Annotated in this window: 13 protein-coding genes; 7 read left to right on the forward strand and 6 right to left on the reverse strand. The window is 71.0% G+C overall.

The window, feature by feature from the left end:
* Nucleotides 1-22: 22 nt before the first annotated feature.
* Nucleotides 23-1,702 carry a sigma-70 family RNA polymerase sigma factor gene (locus TA3x_RS13010; protein ID WP_435021867.1) on the reverse strand — a complete coding sequence of 560 codons (1,680 nt, stop codon included), beginning with the start codon at nt 1,700-1,702 and terminating at the stop codon, nt 23-25.
* Nucleotides 1,703-2,152: 450 nt separating this feature from the next.
* Between TA3x_RS13010 and TA3x_RS13015 the strand changes: the two genes are divergently transcribed.
* Together TA3x_RS13015 and TA3x_RS13020 are read left to right on the forward strand one after the other, a co-directional pair.
* Nucleotides 2,153-3,481 (forward strand): hypothetical protein, encoded by a 1,329-nt coding sequence (locus tag TA3x_RS13015; RefSeq protein WP_435021869.1) that lies wholly within the window; start codon nt 2,153-2,155, stop codon nt 3,479-3,481.
* Nucleotides 3,482-3,533: 52 nt separating this feature from the next.
* On the forward strand, nt 3,534-5,138 hold the full coding sequence (locus tag TA3x_RS13020) for a hypothetical protein (protein WP_435021871.1): 1,605 nt from the start codon (nt 3,534-3,536) through the stop codon (nt 5,136-5,138).
* Here the strand turns inward: TA3x_RS13020 and TA3x_RS13025 are convergent.
* The gene (locus TA3x_RS13025; RefSeq protein ID WP_435021873.1) at nt 5,110-6,039 is read right to left on the reverse strand and encodes a pseudouridine-5'-phosphate glycosidase; all 930 of its coding nucleotides are present in this window, start codon (nt 6,037-6,039) and stop codon (nt 5,110-5,112) included. The two genes, TA3x_RS13020 and TA3x_RS13025, sit on opposite strands and share 29 nt — an antisense overlap.
* A 116-nt stretch (nt 6,040-6,155) precedes the next feature.
* Here TA3x_RS13025 and TA3x_RS13030 point away from each other — a divergent pair, with 116 nt between their 5' ends.
* On the forward strand, nt 6,156-7,499 hold the full coding sequence (locus TA3x_RS13030; RefSeq protein WP_435021875.1) for a protein kinase domain-containing protein: 1,344 nt from the start codon (nt 6,156-6,158) through the stop codon (nt 7,497-7,499).
* Between the two features lie 116 nt (nt 7,500-7,615).
* Here TA3x_RS13030 and TA3x_RS13035 read toward each other — a convergent pair whose 3' ends face one another.
* A complete protein-coding gene (locus TA3x_RS13035; RefSeq protein WP_435021877.1) occupies nt 7,616-8,293 on the reverse strand; it encodes a PEP-CTERM sorting domain-containing protein in 678 nt (225 codons plus the stop codon).
* Between the two features lie 504 nt (nt 8,294-8,797).
* Here TA3x_RS13035 and TA3x_RS13040 point away from each other — a divergent pair.
* Nucleotides 8,798-9,535 (forward strand): YkgJ family cysteine cluster protein, encoded by a 738-nt coding sequence (locus TA3x_RS13040; protein WP_435021879.1) that lies wholly within the window; start codon nt 8,798-8,800, stop codon nt 9,533-9,535.
* Nucleotides 9,536-9,551: 16 nt separating this feature from the next.
* Here TA3x_RS13040 and TA3x_RS13045 read toward each other — a convergent pair whose 3' ends face one another.
* Together TA3x_RS13045 and TA3x_RS13050 are read right to left on the reverse strand one after the other, a co-directional pair.
* Nucleotides 9,552-11,600, reverse strand: coding sequence for a hypothetical protein (locus TA3x_RS13045; RefSeq protein ID WP_435021881.1), 2,049 nt, complete (start codon nt 11,598-11,600; stop codon nt 9,552-9,554).
* A gap of 80 nt (nt 11,601-11,680) precedes the next feature.
* Nucleotides 11,681-12,247, reverse strand: a complete 567-nt coding sequence (locus tag TA3x_RS13050) for a hypothetical protein (protein ID WP_435021883.1) — start codon at nt 12,245-12,247, stop codon at nt 11,681-11,683.
* A gap of 325 nt (nt 12,248-12,572) precedes the next feature.
* Between TA3x_RS13050 and TA3x_RS13055 the strand changes: the two genes are divergently transcribed.
* Together TA3x_RS13055 and TA3x_RS13060 are read left to right on the forward strand one after the other, a co-directional pair.
* Nucleotides 12,573-15,446, forward strand: coding sequence for a tetratricopeptide repeat protein (locus tag TA3x_RS13055; RefSeq protein WP_435021884.1), 2,874 nt, complete (start codon nt 12,573-12,575; stop codon nt 15,444-15,446).
* 386 nt (nt 15,447-15,832) lie between these two features.
* Entirely contained in the window at nt 15,833-19,606 is a 3,774-nt protein-coding gene (locus tag TA3x_RS13060) for an ATP-binding protein (protein WP_435021886.1), read from the forward strand.
* Between the two features lie 16 nt (nt 19,607-19,622).
* Here TA3x_RS13060 and TA3x_RS13065 read toward each other — a convergent pair whose 3' ends face one another.
* Nucleotides 19,623-20,906 (reverse strand): class II aldolase/adducin family protein, encoded by a 1,284-nt coding sequence (locus TA3x_RS13065; protein WP_435021888.1) that lies wholly within the window; start codon nt 20,904-20,906, stop codon nt 19,623-19,625.
* A gap of 190 nt (nt 20,907-21,096) precedes the next feature.
* On the opposite strand from TA3x_RS13065, the gene TA3x_RS13070 reads away from it, so the two are divergent.
* Nucleotides 21,097-21,897, forward strand: a complete 801-nt coding sequence (locus tag TA3x_RS13070; protein ID WP_435021890.1) for a hydroxypyruvate isomerase family protein — start codon at nt 21,097-21,099, stop codon at nt 21,895-21,897.
* The last annotated feature ends 11 nt before the right edge of the window (nt 21,898-21,908 follow it).

Consider the following 21,908-nt stretch of genomic DNA (forward strand, 5'->3'; position numbering starts at 1 on the left):
CGGACCCGTCGCCGCCGGCGGCTCACAGCATCGGCAGGTCGAGCTTCTCCTCGCCGGCGATGCGGCGGAGCTTGTCCTGGGCGCGGGATTCGATCTGGCGGACGCGCTCCTTGGTGATGCCGAGTTCCTTGCCGAGCTGCTCCAGGGTCTGCTCGCTGGCGCCGTTGATGCCGTAGCGGCAGATGATGATCCGGCGCTCGCGGTCGTCGAGCCGGCCGAGCATCCCCTTGACGGCGACCTGCATCTTCTTCTGGGAGTTCTCGTATTCGTGCTCGTCGGTGCGGTTGTCGGCGGCGGCCTCGAACATCTCCTCATGCCCGGTGACGAAGCGGTCGCGGCGGTAGTTCTCCTCGGGGATCGTCCGGGCGAAGTTCTTCATGATCGCCCAGCTGGCGTAGGTGCTGAACTTGTTGCCCCGGGCGTAGTCGAACTTCTCCACGGCGCGGATCAGCGACATGTTGCCGTCGGAGACGAGGTGGAAGAAGTCGTTGGACGGGCCGACGTGCCTCTTGGCGATCGAGACCACCAGGCGGAGGTTGGCGCTGATGATCTGGTTCTTGACGGCCAGGGCCGCGTCCTGGAGCCTTTCGATCTCGTCCAGGACCGAGGTCTTCACCTTGGTCGGTTCGATGGCCTGGCGGATCTTGTCGGCCTGGTACTTGAGGTAGTTCATCTTGCGGAACAGGTGGGCTTCCTGCTCGCGGGCCAGCAGGTTGACCTCGTACAGGCTGGCCAGGTAGGGGGGCAGGCCCTTGGGGGCCTTGGTCTTGCGGGGAGCCTTGCCGTCGGCCGGCTCGGGCATCGGGCCCAGGATCTCGGCGGCCATCGCGGGGTCGTCGAAGCTGGGGTGGGCCATGTACTCCAGCTTGATCTCCAGGATCCGCTGGGCCCGGACCTCGTTGAGGACGCGGTAGATGCTCGACCGGGTGCGGCCGAACTGGGCGGCGAGGTCGTCGGCCGAGACGCCCCGGCCGTGGTTGTAGAGTCGCGCGATCTTGGCCTTGGTGGCGTCGTCCAGGGGCGGCGTCGTGGGCCCGAAGATCGCCCGGTCCGGGTGTTCCAGGTCGTAGGTCTTGAGGGTCATGCGGACGGTCTCGGTGGAGCGTTCCATCTTCCGTGCGATCCTCCGTGCGATCTCGACCAGCCCGCCCTGGCCGACGGGCGCCATGCGCCGGGCGCGACGGATGATCTCCTCGCGCTCCTCGTCGGTGAGCCGTTGGAACCGGGACCCGCGATCGACCTGGGCCCGGTGCGATTCGACGAATTTCGAGAGGCTCGACTCCAGGAAGCCGACCTTGGACCGGCCGCCGATCAGGAAGCGGCGGGCGACCAGCCCCTGGCCCCGCCATCGGGTGATGGTCCGGGTGGAGACGTTGAAGCGGCGGCTGACCTCGGCCACCGTGAGGACCGGCTCGGGGGCCTGCTCGACGGTCTGTCCGAGCGACGCGGAGAGGTCCTCGGCGTAGACGCGGAGGTCGGCCCGGACCCCGGCGCCGTCCAGCACCAGCGCCGTGGTCACCTCGGGCCGGAAGCCGGTGAGGCGGAAGAACAGATATTCGAACGGGTATCTCTTCTCGGCGTCGATCTCCTCCAGGAGCTTCTCGGCCCGCTCGACCTGCTCGAACAGGCGTTCGCGGGGCGCGAACCGGGCCTGCTGCTCCTGGAGCTCGCGGAGAGCCGGATGGCGGTATGTCCCCCCCATGAGCCTCGCCCCCGTCCGTCGCCCGCCTCCCCCGTCGCCACCCCGCCGCTCGCCGATGGCCGGCGATCCCGCCCGGTGGTGACTGACGGACCGATCCGGGAACCCTCGGGTTCGCGATCGGCGCCAGTGTGATTACGCAAAGAAGGTGCCCGGTGATCGATCCGGCCCGCCCCCGTCCCCAACGTCATCGCCCCGGCGGGTTTCGGGATCGGCCCAGTCGCAACCCTCCCCTCTCCTGATCGTAAAAGCGGGCGGATTTCGCCGCGCCTTCTCTACAACTTACCCGACGGGACGATGAGAAGTGGACAGTCCGGGCGGATTCCCTCGCCGATCGCCGACGGACCGGCCGGGATGGGGCGTTCCTGTCGCCTCGCGGTCGCGGTCTGCGATAGATTGATCAGGCGCGCGAATCGAGGTCGATCCGCGCCGGGCCGGGGTTCGGGAGATTGGATGATGGGCGTCTTCTGGGCATGCGCGACGGTTCTGCTGGCAGTCGCGGCGCCGGCCGACAAGGTGTCGCTCCGCCCGGCCGCGAAGGCGGGGGACCTGTCGCACGCCACGATCGAGCTGAAGGCGGCCGGCACCTACAAGCCGGCGGTGGCCCCCGGGGCGCCCGCCGCCCCGGCCCTGGCGCTGAAGGTGGAGACCCGCCTGGAGTTCGACGACCGGGTCGCGGAGGTCGCCCGGGACGGATCGCCCCGGCTGGCGGTCCGGCAGGTCAGCCGCGCCGGGGCCACGATCAACGGCGAGATCCGGCCGTCCTCCTCGTCGCTCCGCCCCGAGATGACGACCCTGGTCGCCGAGCGCAAGGATGGGCAGGTCACGGTCCATAGCGCCGGAGGGCCGCTCACGCGGTCGGAGCTGGAGCTGGTGCAGGGCCCCGGCGACCCCCTGGCCCTGGCCGACCTGCTCCCCCCCGCGCCGGTGGCGGTCGGCGAGCGGTGGACCGTCGGGGCCGACGCCGCCCGGTCCTTGAGCGGCTACGACGCGCTGGCGGCCAACACGCTGGAGGCGACCCTGGAGGCCGCCACCGAGGCGACCGCCACCGTCCGGCTCCTGGGCTCGATCCGGGGCGCCGCGCTGGGCGGCGAGGGGAACATGGCCTGCGAGGGCTCCTTCACTTTCGATCGCGCGGCCCATCGGGTCGCGACCCTGTCGCTGCGGAGGGCCGAGACCCGCGCCCCCGGGCCGATCGAGGCCGGTCTGGACGTCAAGAGCACGCTGGACGTCGCCATCGCGGCGACGCCCACCACCGGGATCCTGGCCGATGACGGGCTGGTCGGGCGGGCGATGGCCCCCGCGCCGGGCCGGGACCTGCTCCAGTTCAACGCGCCGGACGGCAAGTATTCGCTGCTCCACGACCGCAACTGGCACCTCTACTGGGACGACCCACGCCAGGTCGTGCTCAAGCGGCTCGACCGCGGCGAGCTGGTCGCCCAGGCCAACCTGATGGCCGGGCCCGACGCCGGCAAGGGGAAGCACCAGGACCCCGAGCAGTTCCGCGAGGACGTCCGCAAGGCGCTCGGCCCCCGGTTCGAGGCGATCGTCGGGCAGGGGGAGGTCGGCGGGGTGGCCGCCGGGAACTATCGCTACAAGGTGTCGGCCCGGGGCAAGCAGGGGGACGCGGCGATCCTCTGGCATTACTACCTGATCGCCTCGCCGGCCGGCGACCAGATCATCGCCACGTTCACGCTCGGCCAGGCGCAGGAGAAGGCGTTCGGCGACCAGGACCTGCTGCTGATCGGCTCTTTGGAATGGAAGATGCCGGCCGCGAGATGATCGGCGCGGACCGATGACCCCGACCCCAGATCCTTGCTTCGAGGTGCCACCGATGAGCCCCAGCCCCGCCGACGGCCCGGCCCGACCCGGCCGGATGATCCGAGCTTCGATGATCCCGGCCGGGCTCCTGGCGATCGGACTGGCCGCCCACGCCCAGGAGCCGAAGGGGGAGATCGCCGCCTCGTCGCCCGCGAAGACGACGGTGATGGCCGACCTCACCCACCGCTATCGCCTCATGGAGCGCTACGCGCCGGACGAGACGGACGCCGCCGGCACGCCGCTGATCGGCCCTTATCGCGTCGGCGTGGTCGAGATCACCAAGGACTCGATCGACGTGCCCAAGGGGTCGCCGAAGCGGTCCGAGACGGCGCGGCAACTGGTGTACGTCGAGCGCCCGGCCGAGGTCTCGACCCAGGGGATCCCGGCGGCCACGGTCCGCACCTTCGAGCGGTTCCAGGTCCGCCCGGGCGACGCCGCCGAGGCGGTCATGCCCCGCCCCTTCGAGGGGCTGTCCGTCTATTGCCGCCCCCGCCCCGGCGAGGCGTCCCAGCTCCTCAGCCTGACCGAAGGGCGGCGGCTCCGCGACACCGAGTATGAGCTGGCGGCCCGCGTCACCTTCCTGCCCCACGCGTCCCAGATCCTGCCCGCCCAGCCGGTGCGGGTCGGGGAGACCTGGCGGATCCCCCGCAAGGCGGCCCAGGCCCTGATCGGCGAGGCCGCCGGCCCGGTCGACGCCCTGACCGGGAAGCTCGTCGAGCTGCGCCGCGAGGCCGACGGCCCGCGCCTGGTGGCGGTGATCGGGATCTCGGGCCGGGTCGAGTCCCCCAGCCTCCAGGCCGCCGTCAACGCCGAGGCCCTGTTCACCGGCCTGCCCGAAGACGCCACGCCCCCCGCCGATGCCACGGCCCCTGCCACGGCCCCGGCCCAGCCCCCGGCCCGGGCCGACGACGGGATCATCGAAACCCGGGGCGGCCTGACCGAGATCCGCATGGCCCGGACCACCACCGGCCTGCTGCCGGGGCCGGGCCGGCTCCACTACCGGACGACCCGCGAGGTCGTGGTCCACCGCCAGCTCGGCCTGGGCAACGACGCCGCCACGATCCCCAGGCCCCCGGCCCGGCCCGAACCCACCGACGCCAACGCCTGGCTGTCCTATCTCGACCCCAGGGGCCGGTTCGGCTTCGACCACCCCCAGGACCTGCTGCCGCCCGACCCCTACCAGCTGGTGGCCGGGGGGATCGTCGCCGACCCGGAGACGGCCACCCTCACCCGGGGCCGCCGCGACGGCCACGACCTGCTCCAGGTCGAGTACGTGGGCAAGGTCGTCACCCCGGAATTGCTCCGCCAGAAGCTGGCGTCCAAGTGGGGATCGAACCGGCTCGAAGTCATGAAGGGGGGCGAGGAGTGGCTGCCCGAGGCCGAATGGCCCAGGATGAAGGTCCACCGGATCGAGGCCGCCATCCAGGCCCCCGACCGATCCAAGACCGGCAACGCCCCCCGGATCCACTTCGACGGCTACCTGATCCAGTTCGGCCAGTCGGCCTCGATCCTGGCCGTGGCCACCACCTCGCGCGACAACGTGGCCGCCTATCGCCAGGAGATCGAGCGGATCCTCAAGTCCCTCCAGATCAGCCCGGCCCGCTCGGTCGAGGGGTGAGGCCGGCCAGGCTCGCCGCGACCTCCCCGGCCAGCCGGGCGTTGTTGACGATCAGCGACCGGTTGGCGCGGAGGCTGCGGCCCTCGGTGGCGTGGCGGAGGTGATCCAGCAGGAACGGTGTGATCGCCTTGCCGACCACCCCTTGGTCGCGGGCGGCGGCCTGGGCCTCGGCCAGGGCGGTTTCCATCGCGGCCCGGTCCAGCGCGTCGGCCTCCGGGACCGGCTGGGCCACGACCACGGCCCCGGGCAGCGCCAGGTCGCGGTGGGCCCGGATCAGGTCGGCGACCTCCCCCGGCGATTCGACGCGGGCGTCGAGCCGGTGCTCGTCGCCGGTCGAGGTGAACGCCGGGAAGCAGTCGGTCCGGTAGCCGACCACGGCCACGCCCCGGGTCTCCAGGACCTCCAGGGTCGCCGGAACGTCGAGGATCGACTTCACCCCCGAGCAGACCACCGCCATCCCGTCGGCGTCGGCCAGCTCGTCGAGGTCGGTCGACACGTCGAAGCTGGTCGAGGCATCCCGGTGGACCCCGCCCAGCCCGCCGGTGGCCATCACGCCGATCCCGGCCCGGCGGGCGATCCGCAGGGTGGCGCTCACGGTGGTCGCGGCGTCCAGGCCGCGCGCGACCGCCCAGGCCAGGTCGCGGCGGCTCGCCTTGAGGATCGTCCCCGGCCGCGCCAGGCGGTCCAGGTCGGCCGCGTCCAGCCCCACCCGCACCCTTCCTCCCAGGACGGCGATCGTGGCCGGCACGGCGCCCGCCTCGCGGACGGCCGCCTCGCACGCGCGGGCCACCTCCAGGTTGTCGGGGAAGGGGAGGCCATGCGCGATCAGGGTCGATTCCAGGGCGACCACGCCCCGGCCTTCGGCGAGTGCCCGGGCGATTTCATGGGTGATGTCATGCATGGCTGTTTCCCGGGGTTTTCCCGATTTTTGCCGAAGATGTGACCGGGATTGGTCCCCGACCCGTATGGTCCCTTATACTTGATGGGATGGCGAGGTTGGAGGACGATCGGGACCCGATGCGAGTGATCCTGGATGTCGTCGAGGGCCCGCGACGCGGCCAAACGTTCCTGTTCGACCGCCACGATACGTTCATCGTGGGGCGGTCGCGGTTCGTCCATTGCCCGATGCCCGAGGACTCGGCGCTGTCGCGCGACCACTTCCTGGTCGAGATGTACCCGCCCCGCTGCGAGCTGCGCGACCTGGGCAGCACCAACGGGACGTTCGTCAACGACCGGAAGGTGACGCGGACCCTGCTGGCGGCCGGGGACCGGATCGCGGCCGGGCAGAGCGTCTTCGTGGTCCGGATCGAGGGGAGCGCGGCGGTCGCGCCGGAGGAGGATTCGGAGCTGACCGTGCCGGAGAAGACCCGGACGTTCATCCCCGCCGCGCCCCCCGCCAGGATCAACTGCGCCAGCTGCGGCGCCGGGGCCCCGCCGGGCATCGACGTGTCCAGCGGGTTCGGCGACGCCCGGGCCGGCGAGTCGATCCAGTGGCTGTGCGACATCTGCCGGGGCGAGGTGTCCACGGCGATGCAGCCGGTCCCGCACTTCACCACGATCCGCGAGCTGGGCCGGGGCGGGATGGGGGTCGTCTTCCAGGCCCGCCACAACGAGACCGGGCGGATGGTCGCCCTCAAGCTGATCGTCCCGGAGAGCGCCGCGACCCGGTCGGCGATCGACCGCTTCCTCCGCGAGATGTCGGTCATCAGCCAGCTGAAGCACCCGAACATCGTGGAATGGCTGGAGCAGGGGATGACCCGGGGCCAGTTCTGGTTCACGATGGAATACGTGGCCGGGACCAACCTGGAGGCCCTGGCCAATGCCGAGCCGGGCACCTACCCGATCGACCAGGCGTGCCGGATGGCCAGCCAGGTGCTCAAGGGGCTGGAGCACGCCCACGCCCTCGGCTTCGTCCACCGCGACATCAAGCCGGAGAACATCCTGATCGGCCAGTCGCCGCAGGGGCTGATCGCCAAGATCTCCGACTTCGGACTGGCCAAGAGCTTCCGGGGGCTGGGGCTGTCGGGCCTGACGTTCTCCGGCGAGATGCGCGGGACGATCCCGTTCATGCCGCCCGAGCAGATGCTCGACTTCAAGGCGGTCAAGCCGATCGGCGACCTGTACTCGACGGCCGCGACCCTGTACTACCTGATCACCGGCCGGTTCATCTACGACGAGGACGCCAACAGCAACGACCTGATCCGGACCCTCCTGGAAGAGGCCCCGATCCCGATCCGCGACCGCCGCCCCGACGTCCCCGCCGCGCTGGCGGCGGTCCTGGCCCGGGGGCTGGCCCGCGACCCGTCCGACCGCTACCCGACCGCCTCCTCGCTCCGCCGCGCGATCCGGCCGTTCTGCTGAAACCCGCGTCCGCGATCATCCCAGGGTCGCCCCGGGCGTGATCCGTGGGAGACCTCCGCCGCCTCGGGCCGTTCGTCCGGGCCGGAGGCGGTCGGGAGGTGGAGGCGCCGGGCGGGTCAGGCGGCCCGCCTGCGACGGAGCCGGACGGCGCCCAGGCCCATCAACCCGGCGGTCACGCAGAGGGCGAGAGAGCCGGGCTCGGGCACGGCGGCCGTCGTGACGTAGGTCCGGAAGCCGGTGTCGAGGGTGGCCAGCTCCGGTGGGATACCCCATGCCCCCGCGGTGCCGCTCCGCGTGTAGATGTTGCCGCCGCTGTAAGAACCGGCCGACGTCTGCCAGAGGACCCAGGGGGGCGTGCCCGGCCCGGTCCGGCTGAGCGACAGGGCCAGCACCTGGCCGGGCGTCACCGCGATCCCGGCCGAAGAGATGTCGATGGACGTGAATGGGTCGATGCCGGAGTTGTCGAACGGCACGCTGCTCAGGGGGATGGTCACCTGGAAGAGCGACTGGACTTCGTCCGGGTTCGGGGCCCCGCCGGCGGTCGTGCGGATCGAGAAAAGCAGGTCGCCGGTCGTTCCTTGCGACTGGGCGATTTGCAGGTCAACCCGGGCGAGGATGCCCTGCACGCCCACGGTGAAGGTCTGGGCGACGGACTGGGTGCTCACCACGGCGATGTCGAAGGTGCGGCTCGTGATGACGTTCGATTGATCGAGGACGAAGTCTGCCTTGCCGGGGGCGGAGGCTGCGAGGGCCAGGAACAACGCGGCCGGGAGGATTCTTCTTGAGTTCATCATCGGGGGGCTTCCGGGTCCGGCCGGCGATGGGCCCGACCTGCCACCGTCGGCGGTCGCCTGGACCATCGCAGACCTTGACATCGCAGGAGTGTGGCACCTCCCCGGCCGCCGGGTCGAGAGGGTCGGGCAGGGACGTTGCCCTGACGCCACATGGCCCGGACTCCCGGCCCGGCCGCCCGCCGGGGTCAACCGCCGCTCCTCGGGTCGATCGCACCCACGCCGGTCGCGTGGCGACTCGCCCGGCCTGCGATGGGGAGGGGTATTCTCCCGACCGAACGCCGGATCGAAGCCCGGAGCGGATCCCGAAGTCATCGATTCGGGTACACTGGCCCTCCCCGCGACGAACCATCGCCACCGGCGTGAGAGATCCTCCGAATGCCACGCAACCCCGGACATCCCAGGCTCCCTGCAAGAAAGGCGAAGCGTGTTCGACCTCCCGCGCGGCCGAGGTATCCGGGGGAACCGCTCGTCATCCGGGCTCGACTGGCGGCGGCCGGGGAGTCGTTGAAGATCCTGTCCGGGCCGCCGATGGCCCCGGCGACCATCGAACTGGCACGCAGGATCGACGGACTGACCGACCGGTCGATCGCGCAGGTCCACGACGCTTGCCACGATGGGCACCGCGTCGCCTGCCGGAGCGGCTGCACCTATTGCTGCACGTTCCCGGTCGCGGCCTCGATCCCGGAGGTCCTGGCCATCGCCTCGTTCGTGCGGGATCGCTTCGAGGCAGGACGCCGCTCGGCGCTGGACGCCCGCATCGAGGCCAACATCGCGGCGACCAACGGCATGGACATGAGCCGGAGGGATCGCGTCCGGCTGGATTGCCCCTTCCTCGAGGCGGGCCAATGCTCGGTCTACGAGGTCAGGCCGGTCGCGTGCCGGGGAGTCTCGTCCTACAGCGTCGATGATTGCCGGGAGGACTATGAGCAGGCGGGGGCCGGGGTGGAAATCCACGCGAATGCCATCCGCGAGCTCGTCTTCGGGGCGATCCGCGAGGGGCTGGCCGTCGCCTGCAAGATGGCCTCGGTCGAGCATCGCCTCGTCGAACTGGCCCGGTCCTACCGGATCGCCTCGGAAGACTCGACCCTGGAGGAGACCTGGCGCAGCCGCGCCGGAGCTTTCGACTCCGCGATGGCGGAGCGCGTCTTTCCCGGACCGTGGTCGGGCGAGCTTGAGGAGGAGTTCAAGGAGGTCTATCGGGAGACCGTCGATCATTTCGAGCGGGGGAGCGGATCGGCGTGAGCGTCCCTACCGGCCCTCAATACCGGTTCTCGATGACCAGCCGGGGGATGGGGACCTTCGACTCGATGCGGAGGAACGGCACGTCGCCGGGCGGGGCCGGTTCCGGGCCGATCGTCGCGGGCGGCTCGGCCTTCCAGGTGTCGAGCCAGTGGAGCGAGACCACCGCGACGCCGTCCTGGGGCTCGACGTCGGCGAGTTCGACCCGGTTCGGGCCGAACGAGACGAGTCTCCCCTTTCCCTTGAGGAAGAACGAGTGGGGCCGCTCGACCCGGTAGACCGAGTAGGAGCCTTCCCCCTCCATCATGTAGCGGCGGGCCACGATCGACCCGGCCCTCCGGGTCATCGCGGCCCACTCGTGATCATTGGGCGAGGCGGGCCAGCCCGGCGTGGCCACCCGGGGCAGAGTCGCCACTTTGGTCGCGCCGGGGAACCGGTCGAACCAGAAGCGGGAGAGAGGCGACCAGCAGATCACCCAGCCGACGTTGTACAGGTCGCAGTACGCCCGGAGCTGCGTGGCGTTCCACTTGTCGATCGGGCGGTCGCCGAGCTGGAAGTCGCCGAAGGCGGCCATCTTGTGGTGGCGGATGAACGCGGTCTGGTAGAGCCCGCCGATGAACATCCGCGCATCGGGGCCGAGCAGCGTGGGGAGCAGCGGCGTCCAGTGGACGCTCTCCGGGTCGGTCGCCTCCAGGAGCCGGAGCTGGTCTTCGAGCATGATCCGCGCCGAGGCGTCGGTGTTGGCCTTGATCCAGTCGACCAGCGCCCGCGCCTCCGGGGGAACGCCGACCACCAGCGGGCGATGCTGGATCAGCCCCGCGACCATCGACCGGGCGACGCGGGCATCGGCGTAGAGCCAGCCGGTGACGGCCAGCCCCCAGGCGATCGCGGCGGTCAGCCCGCCCCGGGCACCGCCGCCCGCCTTCCGGATCAGCCACCCGGTCGCCGCGATCAGGCACGAACCGGCCGGAACGGCGAGCAGGAATTGCAACGGGACGCGGAACCGCAGCGGCTCCATGACCCGGGTCGGCCCCCACAGGCTGCCGAACCCGGTCATCAGGAGCAGGGCGAGGATCGACCCGCCGAAGGCCGCCGCCTCCGCCCTCCGCCCGATCTTGCGCCAGCGGATCAGGCCCAGCACTCCGGGGATCAGGATCAGCAGGCCGAGCCGGCCGTCGGGGTCCGGCCCCAGGTAATACTCGAGGAGGTAGAGCGGGGAGTCGCTCGTCATGAAGAAGCCGGTGCCGGTGCGCAGGCCCCGGAACCGCCACAGGCTGACCAGCCAGGTCAGGTTCGCGACGACCGTGACGGCCGCCGCCCCCAGCACGGCGGCATGCCAGCGGCGGTCGTGCTTCCGGGCCACCGTGGCGTAGAAGGCCAGGGCGCCGCCGAGGGCCATCACCGGGGCCGTGACGTGGAGGAAGAACAGGACAACCCCGCACGCCGCCAGCGCGGCCCAGTTGCCCCGGGTCGGCCGCCGGTCGAACCGGACGCAGAGCCCGAGCAGGAGGCCGACCCCCGCCGCCGCCGAGATGAACGCGAACAGGCCCGTCCGCCAGAGCACGGCGGGGAAGGCGCCCCAGAAGTAGATCCAACCCAGCGCGGCGGCCGCGGCCACCTCCCCGGCGCCCAGCCCCAGCCCCCACGCCCCGCCCGCGATCGCCGCCGGGATCAGCAACGACAGCAGGAGCAGCCCGAGCTTGTAGGCCCGGGGCCGGTAGCCCCCCCCGCCCAGGAGCTGGAACAGGATCGACGGGTTGCTGCTGGAGTCCCAGACCGGCGTCTCGGGGTAGCCGGCCAGGAACATGGGGTCATAGCCCCAGCTCGTCGCATGGTTGCGGAAGAAGGTCGCGCCCAGCGATCCGTGATAGAGGTGGATCGCGTGATCCACCATGATGACCGGGGCCTCGGGGTCGAGGATCGAGCCGATCCCCGGGAACAGCCGCGCGGACTGGTAGGCGTGGGCGGCGAGGACCAGGCCCAGGACGGCCCAGGCCCATCGCCTCCGCCGGCCGGGAGGGGGTTGCGGGGCGACGACGAGGGGGCCGGTCGGCGGGGTGGGCGTCATGACGACGCACCCTACCAACCGACCCCGGGGCGGGCAAGTCGGTTGCGGCGGCCCCGCTCAACCCGGGGCGTTGCGGGATGTCACCCGTCCCCCCTCGGCGAGATCTTCAGGGGTGGCTCTGGCTTGGACTCCGACTCCGCGACCTTGGCCGGCGGGTCGCATCCCTTGCGGCGCTCGGCGGCGTTTGGGTCGAGGTAGAACGTCGGCGTCAGGCCCGGGGCGTCGGCATAGGAGTTCGGCCGGACCGGGCCGCCGGCCCTTTTGTAGATGATCCGGGACTCGGTGATCTTGGTCGTGTCGGCCTGGACCCGGCTGCTGGTCCCGCCCAGCTTCGCGACCTTCAGCCCGGCCGTGGCGATCGCCGGGGACATCTCGGCGGTCCTCGATCCTTCGAGCTTGAGCGTGCGCGACCCTTCCACGACCTCCTCGGCACGGACGATCTCGTGCCCTTCGGGGAAATGGGCCGCCATCAGTTTGTCCGCCTGCTTGCGATAGTAGGTGGGCCAGACGTTGGAATTCTCCGGCATCCCCACCACGCCGTAATCACCATCCTGGTAGACGTAACGCACCCCCATCGTGGAGGCGCAGCCGAAGGACGTGGCCAGGGTCGGGGCGACCAGGCACAAGCTCAAGGTGTTCAAACGCATGGCATCCTCCATGCGGGTACAACCCGCGTCTCCTCCGGGTGATCCAGACGTTCGCACGCCCCGATTCCTCGCCATCGCCGGCGGGATCGGAACGGCGGTTCGACGAATTTTTGCAAAAAGGTGGAGTCGCGAGGTGTGATTGCCATTGACCTGCAATCCTCGCGCCGAAATCCGGCCGGATCGGAGTGAGTCAAGCCCAAACCCGCCGGCCCGGGGAGGAGGGGCAGGATGGGCCGGACCTGACTGCCGGGCGTGCGGCCTTCCCCTGGCGAGCGGGGCGGAGGCTCTGTTACGGTAGATCGGATCGACAACCCAGGAGGTGGGCATGATGCGTCGCGTCGCGATCGGTTGGGCAGTGGCGGTGGGACTGGTCGCGGGCCTCGCGGCCCCGGCGCATGCGGCGGGGCCGGGCCTGGACGAGGCGCGGTCGATGATCAAGGTCGGCAAATATGCCGAGGCCCTGGAAGCCCTCGACGCGCTGGCCAAGGCGGACCCCCCGCCCGCGCCGGCCGAGCGGGAGGCGATCGCGCTGGCCCGCGCCGAGGCGCTGGAAAGCACCGGCGAGGTCGGCCAGGCTTCGCAGGTCTTGCGCGCCGCGATGGACGCCGCCACCGCGGCGAAGCCCGTCGACCCCAAGGCAATCAACCCCGACCTCTGGGCTCGGCAGGCCGAGATCTTCCTGGGGCTGGGCGAGCGCGAGGCCGCCGCCGAGGCGGCGAAGCTGGCCCGCGAAGCGAACCCCGACCACCTGCTCGCCCGGTGGGTGGAGGCCCGGCTCCTGGAAGCCCGGGGCGACACCGAGGGGGCCGACGCCGCCTACAAGTGGTTCGTCGACTACCAGAACGCCCACGAGGAAGAACTGTCGAAGGATGCCGCCGGCCTCCTCATCGTCGGGCAGGCGGCCGAGAAGTACTTCCGGGCCAACATGAAGGGGGAGGAGCAGAGCGAGGCCCTCAACGACGTGATCAACCAGCTCTACGAGGCGGCGATCAAGGCCGACCCCGAGTGCTGGCGGGCCCCGTGGCTGGAAGGCCGGCTGTTCCTGGCCGGATATCAGGAAGGGGACGCCCGCCGCGAACTGACGCGCGCCCTGCGGATCAACCCCCACGCCCCCGAGGTCCTGGTCACGCTCGGCCAGGCCGACCTCCAGGGCTACAAGCTCGCGGCCGGGCGGAAGAAGGCGGAGCGGGCCCTGGAGATCAACCCCCGGTATGCCCCGGCCCACATCCTGATCGCCGACCTGAACATCTCCGACGAGCGGTTCGCCGACGCCAAGGCCGCCGCCGAGAAGGCGGTCGCCGAGAACCCCCGCGACGAGGACGCCCTGGCCCGGCTCGCCGCCTCGTCCCGGCTGCTCGTCGATCCCCTGGGGGCGCTTGCCGTCGAGGCCGTGGCGCGGTCCCACAACCCCCGCCCGGCGACGTTCTATGCCGCCCTGGCCGAGAGGCTGGCCGATCGCCGCAAGTACCATTCGGCCGAGAAGGCATTCCTCCAGGCGATCGAAGCGGACCCGCGCCGCGCCGACACCCGGATCGGCCTGGGGATGCTCTACATGCAGATCGGCCGCGAGCCCGAGGCCCGCGACCTGTTCGAAGCCGCGTTCGAGTCCGACCCGTTCAACGTCCGCGCCAACAACATGCGGCTGATCCTCAAGCACATGGCCGCCTACAAGCCGGTGGACAGCCCGCACTACACGGTCCTGTACGACCCGACCCAGGACAAGCTCCTGGCCCGGTACGCCTCGCGGTATCTGGAGTCGATCCACGGCGAATTGACCGAGCGGTTCGGGTTCTCGCTGCCCGGGATGACCCAGATCGAGATCATGAAGGACCACGAGAAGTTCTCCGGCCGGACCGTGGCCCTGCCGTTCATCCCCACCGTGGGGGCCTGCACCGGCACGGTGGTCGCCCTGGCCAGCCCCAAGTCGAGCAAGAAGCCGTACAACTGGGCCCGGGTGCTGAAGCATGAGTTGACCCACGTCATCACGCTCCAGCAGACCGAGTTCAACATCCCCCACTGGTACACCGAGGCCCTGGCCGTCGAGAGCGAAGGCTACCCCCGGCCCCAGCCCTGGAACCAGATGCTCCAGGAACGGGTGCCGGCGCGCAAGGTTTTCAACCTCGACAACATCAACCTCGGCTTCATCCGCCCGGACGTGGCCGAGGATCGGCAGATGGCCTACTGCCAGGCCCAGCTCTATGCCCAGTACATGGTCAAGCGGTTCGGGGCCGATGCCCAGATCCGGATGCTCGACGCCTACCGCCGGGGGATGACCACCGACGCCGCCGTGAAGCACTGCTTCAACGTCGAGAAGGCGGACTTCGAGGAGAAGTTCCTGGTCTATCTGGACGAGGTGGTGGCCTCGATCCGCACCCGGGTGGCCGAGGAGAAGGCGCCGAGCATGTCGGTCCTGGAGCGGAAGCTCAAGGAGAACCCCGAGGACGCCACCGTCAACGCCCAGCTCGCCTACGAGCACTTCGCCCGCCGCGACCTGAAGAAGGCCCGGCCGCTGGCCGACGCGGCGCTCAAGCTCCAGCCCAACCAGCCGCTGGCCGCCTACGTCAAGGCCCGGCTCTACACCTCGATCGGCGACGACGACGCGGCGCTGGAGGTCCTGCGGCCGGCCCTCGACCCCGAGAAGCCCAACGAGCGGGTCGTGGACCTGCTGGCCGAGCTGGAGATGAAGGCGGGCAAGCTCGACGAGGCGGCCCGGCTCTACGAGCTGGCCCGCAAGGACGACCCCCAGCATACCAAGTGGATCGCCAACCTGGCGCGGGTCCACCTCCGCCAGGGGGACCAGGAGAAGCTCCTCGGCGACCTCGAAAAGCTGGCCGTCAACGATGCCGACGACATCGCCGTCCGCAAGACCCTGGCCGAGCGCCGGCTGGCCGCCGGCCAGCCCGCGCAGGCCGAGACGTGGGCCACGGAGATGATCTACATCGACACCTACGACCCGACCGGGCACATCCTCCTGGCCGACGCCCTGGCCGCCCAGGGCAAGCATGCCCCGGCCGCCGAGGAGTACGAGACGGCCCTCACGCTCAAGCCCAAGAAGCCCGACGACCTCCGCGTCCGCCTGGCGAAGTCCCGCCTGGCGCTCGGCGACAAGGACGGGGCCCGCGCGACCCTCGACGACATCCTGGCCCGCGACCCGGACCACCCCGAGGCCAAGGCCGCGCGCGAAAGCATCGAGAAGTGAGCGGCCCCGATTCCCGGGCGAGCGGCGGCGGACCCGAAGAGAGAGGCTCGTTTCCCGGGCCGGGGCGCTCGGCGCGACCGGCCGAGCGTGCGGCATGGGACGGGCGAAACGAAGCATCGGGCCTGATGAGAGTAGACGACACGATTGTTATGATCCGACCCCACCGATGACAGCGGCGTGCCCGAAGGCCTCCTCTCATCCCGGTTGGCCCTCCCTTCGCCGCAACGCGTCGGCAATGCGGGAGGCCTCGTTGCGCCAGCCGCACGTGCCCGGGGTGGCCTTCGCCCCCGCCCGAACTTCCCTATCGAGCGGGCGCTAACATGGGCGAAGTCCGAGGATTGCAGACGGGATGCGACGCGGTTGCCCCCTTCGCCGGGGGCGGCGAGATGGGCGAACGAACCCGATCCTTCGATTGGGGGCGGACCCCGCTCGGCCCGATCGAGGGATGGCCGCAGGCGCTCAAGACGGTGGTCCGGGTGATGCTGTCGTCGCGGTATGCGATGTGGCTCGGCTGGGGGCCGGAGTTCACCTTCTTCTACAACGACGACTACGCGCGGATGACCCTGGGGCCGAAGCACCCGTGGGCCCTGGGCCGGCCCGCCGGGGAGGTGTGGTCGGAGATCTGGGGCGACATCGGCCCGAGGGCCGAACGGGTCGTCCGTACCGGCCAGGCGACGTGGGACGAGGGGCTGCTGCTGTTCCTGGAGCGGAACGGCTTCGCCGAGGAGACCTATCACACGTTCTCCTACAGCCCGGTGCCCGACGACCACGGCGCGATCGGCGGGATGCTCTGCGTGGTCACCGAGGACACGGAGCGGACCATCGGCGAGCGCCGGCTCCGGACCCTCCGGGAGTTGGCGGCCGACACCTCCCACGAGCCTAGGTCGGTCGAGGAGGCGTGCCGGGCCATGGCGCGGCTCCTGGAAGGCAACCCGCACGATGTCCCGTTCGCCCTCCTCTACTTGCTGGATGACGGGGGGACGCGCCTGAAGCTCGCCGGTTCGGCCGGCCTGGGGCCGGGCTCGGCGGTCAGCCCGCATTCGATCAACCTGGCGGACGGGCGGAGCCCCTGGCCGTTCCGCGAGGCGGCCCGCACCGGGGCGGTCATCGAGGTCGCCGACCTGCCCGATCGCTTCGGGCCGATGCCGGGCGGGGCCTGGCTCGAGCCCGCCCCGAGGGCCCTGATCCTGCCGATGGCGCGGCCCGGGCAGTCCCAGGTCGCCGGCTTCGTCGTGGCGGGGATCAGCCCCCGCCGCCCGCTGGACGACGGCTATCGGGGCTTCCTCGACCTGCTTGCCGGCCAGGTGGCCAACGCCGTCAACCACGCCCGGGCCTACGAGGAGGAGCGGGAAAGGGCCGAGAAGCTCGCCGAGCTGGACCGGGCCAAGACCGCATTCTTCTCCAACGTCAGCCACGAGTTCCGCACGCCGTTGACGCTCATGCTCGGGCCCGTCGAGGACCTGCTCGCCGCCGACTCCGGGCTCCCGCCGGGGAGCCGGGGGCTGCTGGAGGTCGTCAACCGCAACGGGCTGAGGCTGCTCCGCCTGGTCAACACCCTGCTGGACTTCTCGCGGATCGAGGCGGGGCGGGTCCGGGCCTGCTACCGACCCACCGACATCGCCGCGCTCACCGCCGACCTCGCCAGCGTCTTCCGCTCGGCGTGCGAGCGGGCCGGGCTCGGGCTGGTGGTGGACTGCCCGCCGATCCCCGAGCCCGCCTACCTCGACGCCGAGCTGTGGGAGAAGGTTGTCCTGAACCTCCTCTCCAACGCCTTCAAGTTCACGTTCGAAGGGGAGATCGCCGTCGCCCTGAGGCGGGTCGGCCGGTCCGTGGAATTGAGCGTCCGGGATACCGGGGCCGGCATCCCCGAGGCGGAGATGCCCCGGCTCTTCGAGCGATTCCATCGGGTCGAGTCGGCGCGGGGCCGGACCCACGAGGGGAGCGGCATCGGCCTGGCGCTGGTGCAGGAGGTCGTGAAGCTGCACGGGGGCGCCGTCGCCGCCGAGAGCGTCGTGGGGCAGGGCACGACGTTCCGGGTGACCATCCCCCTGGGCTCTCGCCACCTCCCGGCCGGGCAGGTCCGGGAAGATCGGGCGGCCCCCGCCGCGGCCGCGGCCGCCGTGCCGTTCGTGGAGGAGGCCCTGCGGTGGCTCCCCGACCGTCCCCGGGGCGACCGCGGCCCGTCGGGATCGCCGGACGTCGATGGCGCCCCGGCCGAGCCCGATCCGCCATCGCCCCAGGCCCCGGCGGCCGCCCGCCCCCGGGTGCTCCTGGCCGACGACAACGCCGACATGCGGGATTACGTCGCCCGCCTCCTCTCCGGCCAGTTCCGGGTCGAGGCCGTGGCGGACGGCGAGGCGGCGCTGGCCTCGGCGCTGGCAAGCCCGCCCGACCTGATCCTGACCGACGTGATGATGCCCCGGCTCGACGGCTTCGGCCTCCTGCGGGCGCTGCGGGACGACGCCCGCACCGCCGAGGTGCCGATCCTCATGCTGTCGGCCCGCGCCGGGGAGGAGAGCCGGGTCGAGGGGATGGAGGCCGGGGCCGACGACTACCTGGTCAAGCCGTTCGGCGCCCGTGAGCTGCTGGCCCGGGTGGCCGCCCACCTCCAGATGGCCCGGATGCGGCGCGAGGCCGGCGAGTCGCTCCGGCACAGCAACGCCCGCTTCGAGGCGGTGCTCGACGCCGCGCCGATCGGCGTCTTCCTCGTGGATTCGGGGCTGCGGATCCGCCAGGTGAACCCGACGGCCCGGCCCGCCTTCGGCGAGATCCCGGGGCTGATCGGCCGCGACCTCGACGGGGTCCTGCACGCCATCTGGCCCGACGGTTTCGCCGACGAGGCCGTCGCCCGGTTCCGCGCGACGCTGGCCACGGGCCGCCCCCATCTCGTCGCCGAGGAGGCCCTGGTGCGGCGGGGTTCGGGCGAGGCCGAATACTTCGAGTGGCAGATCCATCGCCTCCCGCTGGCCGGCGGCGAGTTCGGGGTGGTCTGCTACTTCACCGATATCTCCCGGCACGTCCGGGCCCGGCAGGCGCTGGCCGAGGCCGACGGCCGCAAGAACGAGTTCCTGGCGATCCTGGCCCACGAGCTGCGCAACCCTCTGGCCCCGATACGCAACGGCCTCCAGATCATGAAACGGGCCGGCGACGACCGGGGCGCGATCGACGAGGCCCGCGTCCTGATGGAGCGGCAGGTCTCGCACATGGTCCGGCTCATCGACGACCTGATGGACGTCTCGCGGATCACCCGGGGCAAGCTGGAGCTGAGGCGCGAGCGCGCCGACCTGGCGACCATCATCGGCAACGCCGTGGACGCCTGCCGGCCCCTGGTCGACTCGGCCGGGCACGAGCTTTCGGTCTCCCTGCCGCCCCGGCCGATCTGGGTGCGGGGCGACGCGACCCGGCTGGCCCAGGTGTTCACGAACCTCCTGAACAACGCCGCCAAGTACACCGAGCCGGGGGGCCACCTGCGGCTGGCCGCCGAGCAGTCGGACCGCGAGGTGGTCGTCGCGGTGAGCGACGACGGGCTCGGCATCCCGGCGGAGATGCTGCCCCAGGTCTTCGACATGTTCACGCAGGTGGACCGGTCGCTGGAGCGTGCCCAGGGGGGCCTGGGCATCGGCCTCACCCTGGTGCGGAGGATCGTGGAGAAGCACGGTGGGTCGATCGAGGCGAGGAGCCAGGGCCCCGGCCGGGGGAGCGAGTTCGTCGTCCGCCTGCCGATCGTGATCGACCGGGGCGGCGACCCCTCCGCGCCGGCGGGGCGCATCCCGGAGTCCCTGCCGGCCCCCCGCCGGATCCTGGTGGTGGACGACAACCTCGACGCGGCCCGCACCCTGGGCCGGCTCCTCAAGCTGATGGGCCACGCGTTCCGGCTGGCCCACGACGGCGGGCAGGCCGTGGAGGTGGCCGGGTCATACCGGCCCGAGATCCTCCTGCTGGACATCGGCCTGCCGGTCATGAACGGCTACGAGGTCGCGCGGGAGATTCGCAGTCGGCCCTGGGGGCGGGAGATCCACATCATCGCCCTGACCGGATGGGGGCAGGAGGACGACCGAAGGCGGTCCCACGAGGCGGGGATCGACTGGCACCTGGTCAAGCCGGTCGACCCCGATCGCCTGGAGGCCCTGCTCCGGGAGTGCCGGCCGCTCCCGGCCTGATCCGCCCCGCCCCGGGTCATTGCAGCTTGAAGGCCGCCTTCAACTCGTCGATCGCCGCGTCCCCCATGATGTGGACCTCGCCCAGAGACCGCCCGCCGATCATGGCCTCGGCGGTCGCCTCCAGCACCTCCAGGCGGTCGAATGCATCCAGGACGGTCGTCCCGCAGACCTGGACGCCGTCGTTGGCCAGGATCGAGATCGGGTGGGTGGGCGAGACCAGGTCGGCCAGGGCGGTGCCGTCGCCGAGCTGGACCCCGGCCGGCACGCGGGCCACGTCGCGGAGGAACAGGAAGCTTTCCGGGATGGTCCGGGAATCGAACGGGGCGTCCGTGATGCTGAAGGCCGTGGCGTTGACCGGGTAGGCGTTGACGATCGACTGGAAGGCGGGATGCTTGAGGTAGATGGCCCGGTGGTTCCGCGCGGACCCGCTCGGCACCTTGCCCGCCTCCGGGATCCCGTCGCGGACCAGGACGATGTCGTCCACCTCCAGCGACTGGCGGTCGACCCGGTGCGGCGTGATCAGGAAGGCGTCGCCCTCCAGGCGGGCCGAGAACGCCCCCTGGGTGCTGATCATCAGCCTTTGCTGGTAGCTGCGGCGGACGAACTCGCACAGCTGCCGGCGCAGCTCCTTCTCGTGGCTGGTCGGCTTGTGGGGGGCGGGCGTCCCGGCCGCCTCGGCCCGGGGCCGCTCCTCGTCGCCGATCAGGGGGCGGACCGGGCCGAGGATCCGGGCCTTGATGATCGTCTTGGCGGTGAATTCCAGGGTCTCGAACCGCTCGAACGCCTCGGTGAGGTCGGCGCCGCCCACCACCACGCCGTGATTCTCCAGGACCACGCAGTCGAACCCCTCGGCGAAGGTCCCGGCGATGTTCCGCCCCAGGGCCTCGCTGCCGGGCAGGGCATAGGGGGCGAACCCGACCTTGCCGCAGACCCGCCGGGCCTGCCGGCTGATCTGGGTGTCCGGCACCTGGCGGCAGATCGAGAACGCCACCAGCGCCACCGGGTGGGCGTGGACGATCCCCCGGAGGTCGGGCCGGGCCTCATAGATGGCGCGATGGAACGGATATTCCGAGGAGGGCTTGTGAGGCCCTTCGATGGTGCCGTCCTTGAGGACCCGGACGATGTCCTCGCGGCGGAGGGCCCCCTTGTCGAGCCGCGCCGGGGTGATCCAGAGGTCCCCCTCGTCGTCCAGGATCGAGATGTTGCCCCCCGACGTGGTGGTCATGCGATAGCGGTAGATCCGCTCCATGGTGCGCATGATCGCGTCGCGGGGGTGGGTCAACTCGTGGCGTCGGCTCATCGTCGGCTCTCCTGGCGGTCCCGGCTCGGGTCGCGCCGATTCTACCAGGAGGTCCGGCCACGTCGAGCGGCCGGCGGCCCCGCGTCCCGCTGGGGACTGTCCCGCGCGGGGGCAACGTGGTATCCAGGCTGGTGAGGGCCGCCTCGCGGCCGGGCCGATGGGATCGAGAAGCCAAGGGAGACGCGACGCGATGAGCATTCTGAAGAACGGGCGGATCAACCAGTCGCTCGTCTACTGGTGTTACGAGAAGTACTGGGACTTCGAGTCCTTCATCGGCGTCGCCAAGGAGCTGGGCTGCACCAGCATCGAGCTGGTCGACCCCAAGTATTACCCCCTGCTGGTGAAGAACGACCTGACCTGCGCCATCAGCTGGATCGACATGGGCGGCGAGATGCCGTTCCTCAACGGGTTCTGCGATCCGAAGAACCACGACCGGGTGATCGCGGCCACCAAGAAGTCGATCGACGAGAGCCATGAGCACGGCTTCCGGAACGTGATCTCGTTCACCGGCATGGCCAACGGCATCGACCCGGCCGTCGGGGCGACGAACTGCGTCGAGGGGTTCAAGAAGGTCGTCGAGTACGCCGAGCGGAAGGGCGTGACCCTCTGCCTGGAGATGCTCAACTCGCGCGACGAGGTCGAGATGAAGGGGCACCCCGGCTACCTGGGGGACCACACCGACTACTGCATCGACATCATCAAGCGCGTGGGCTCGCCGGCGCTGAAGCTCCTGTTCGACTTCTACCACGTCCAGATCATGGACGGCGACCTGATCCGCCGCGTCCACCAGCATAAAGATTACATCGGCCACATCCACACGGCGGGCAACCCCGGCCGGTGCGAGCTGGATAACAAGCAGGAGATCAACTACCCCCCGCTGATGCAGGCCCTGATCGACGTCGGCTACAAGGGGCACGTCGCCCACGAGTTCATCCCGACCCGCGACGCGATGGAAGGGCTCCGCGAGGCCGTCCGCCTCTGCGACGTCTGAACGATCCGCCC

This window comes from Tundrisphaera macrotermitis (assembly GCF_051175315.1).
Taxonomy (GTDB): Bacteria; Planctomycetota; Planctomycetia; order Isosphaerales; family Isosphaeraceae; genus Tundrisphaera.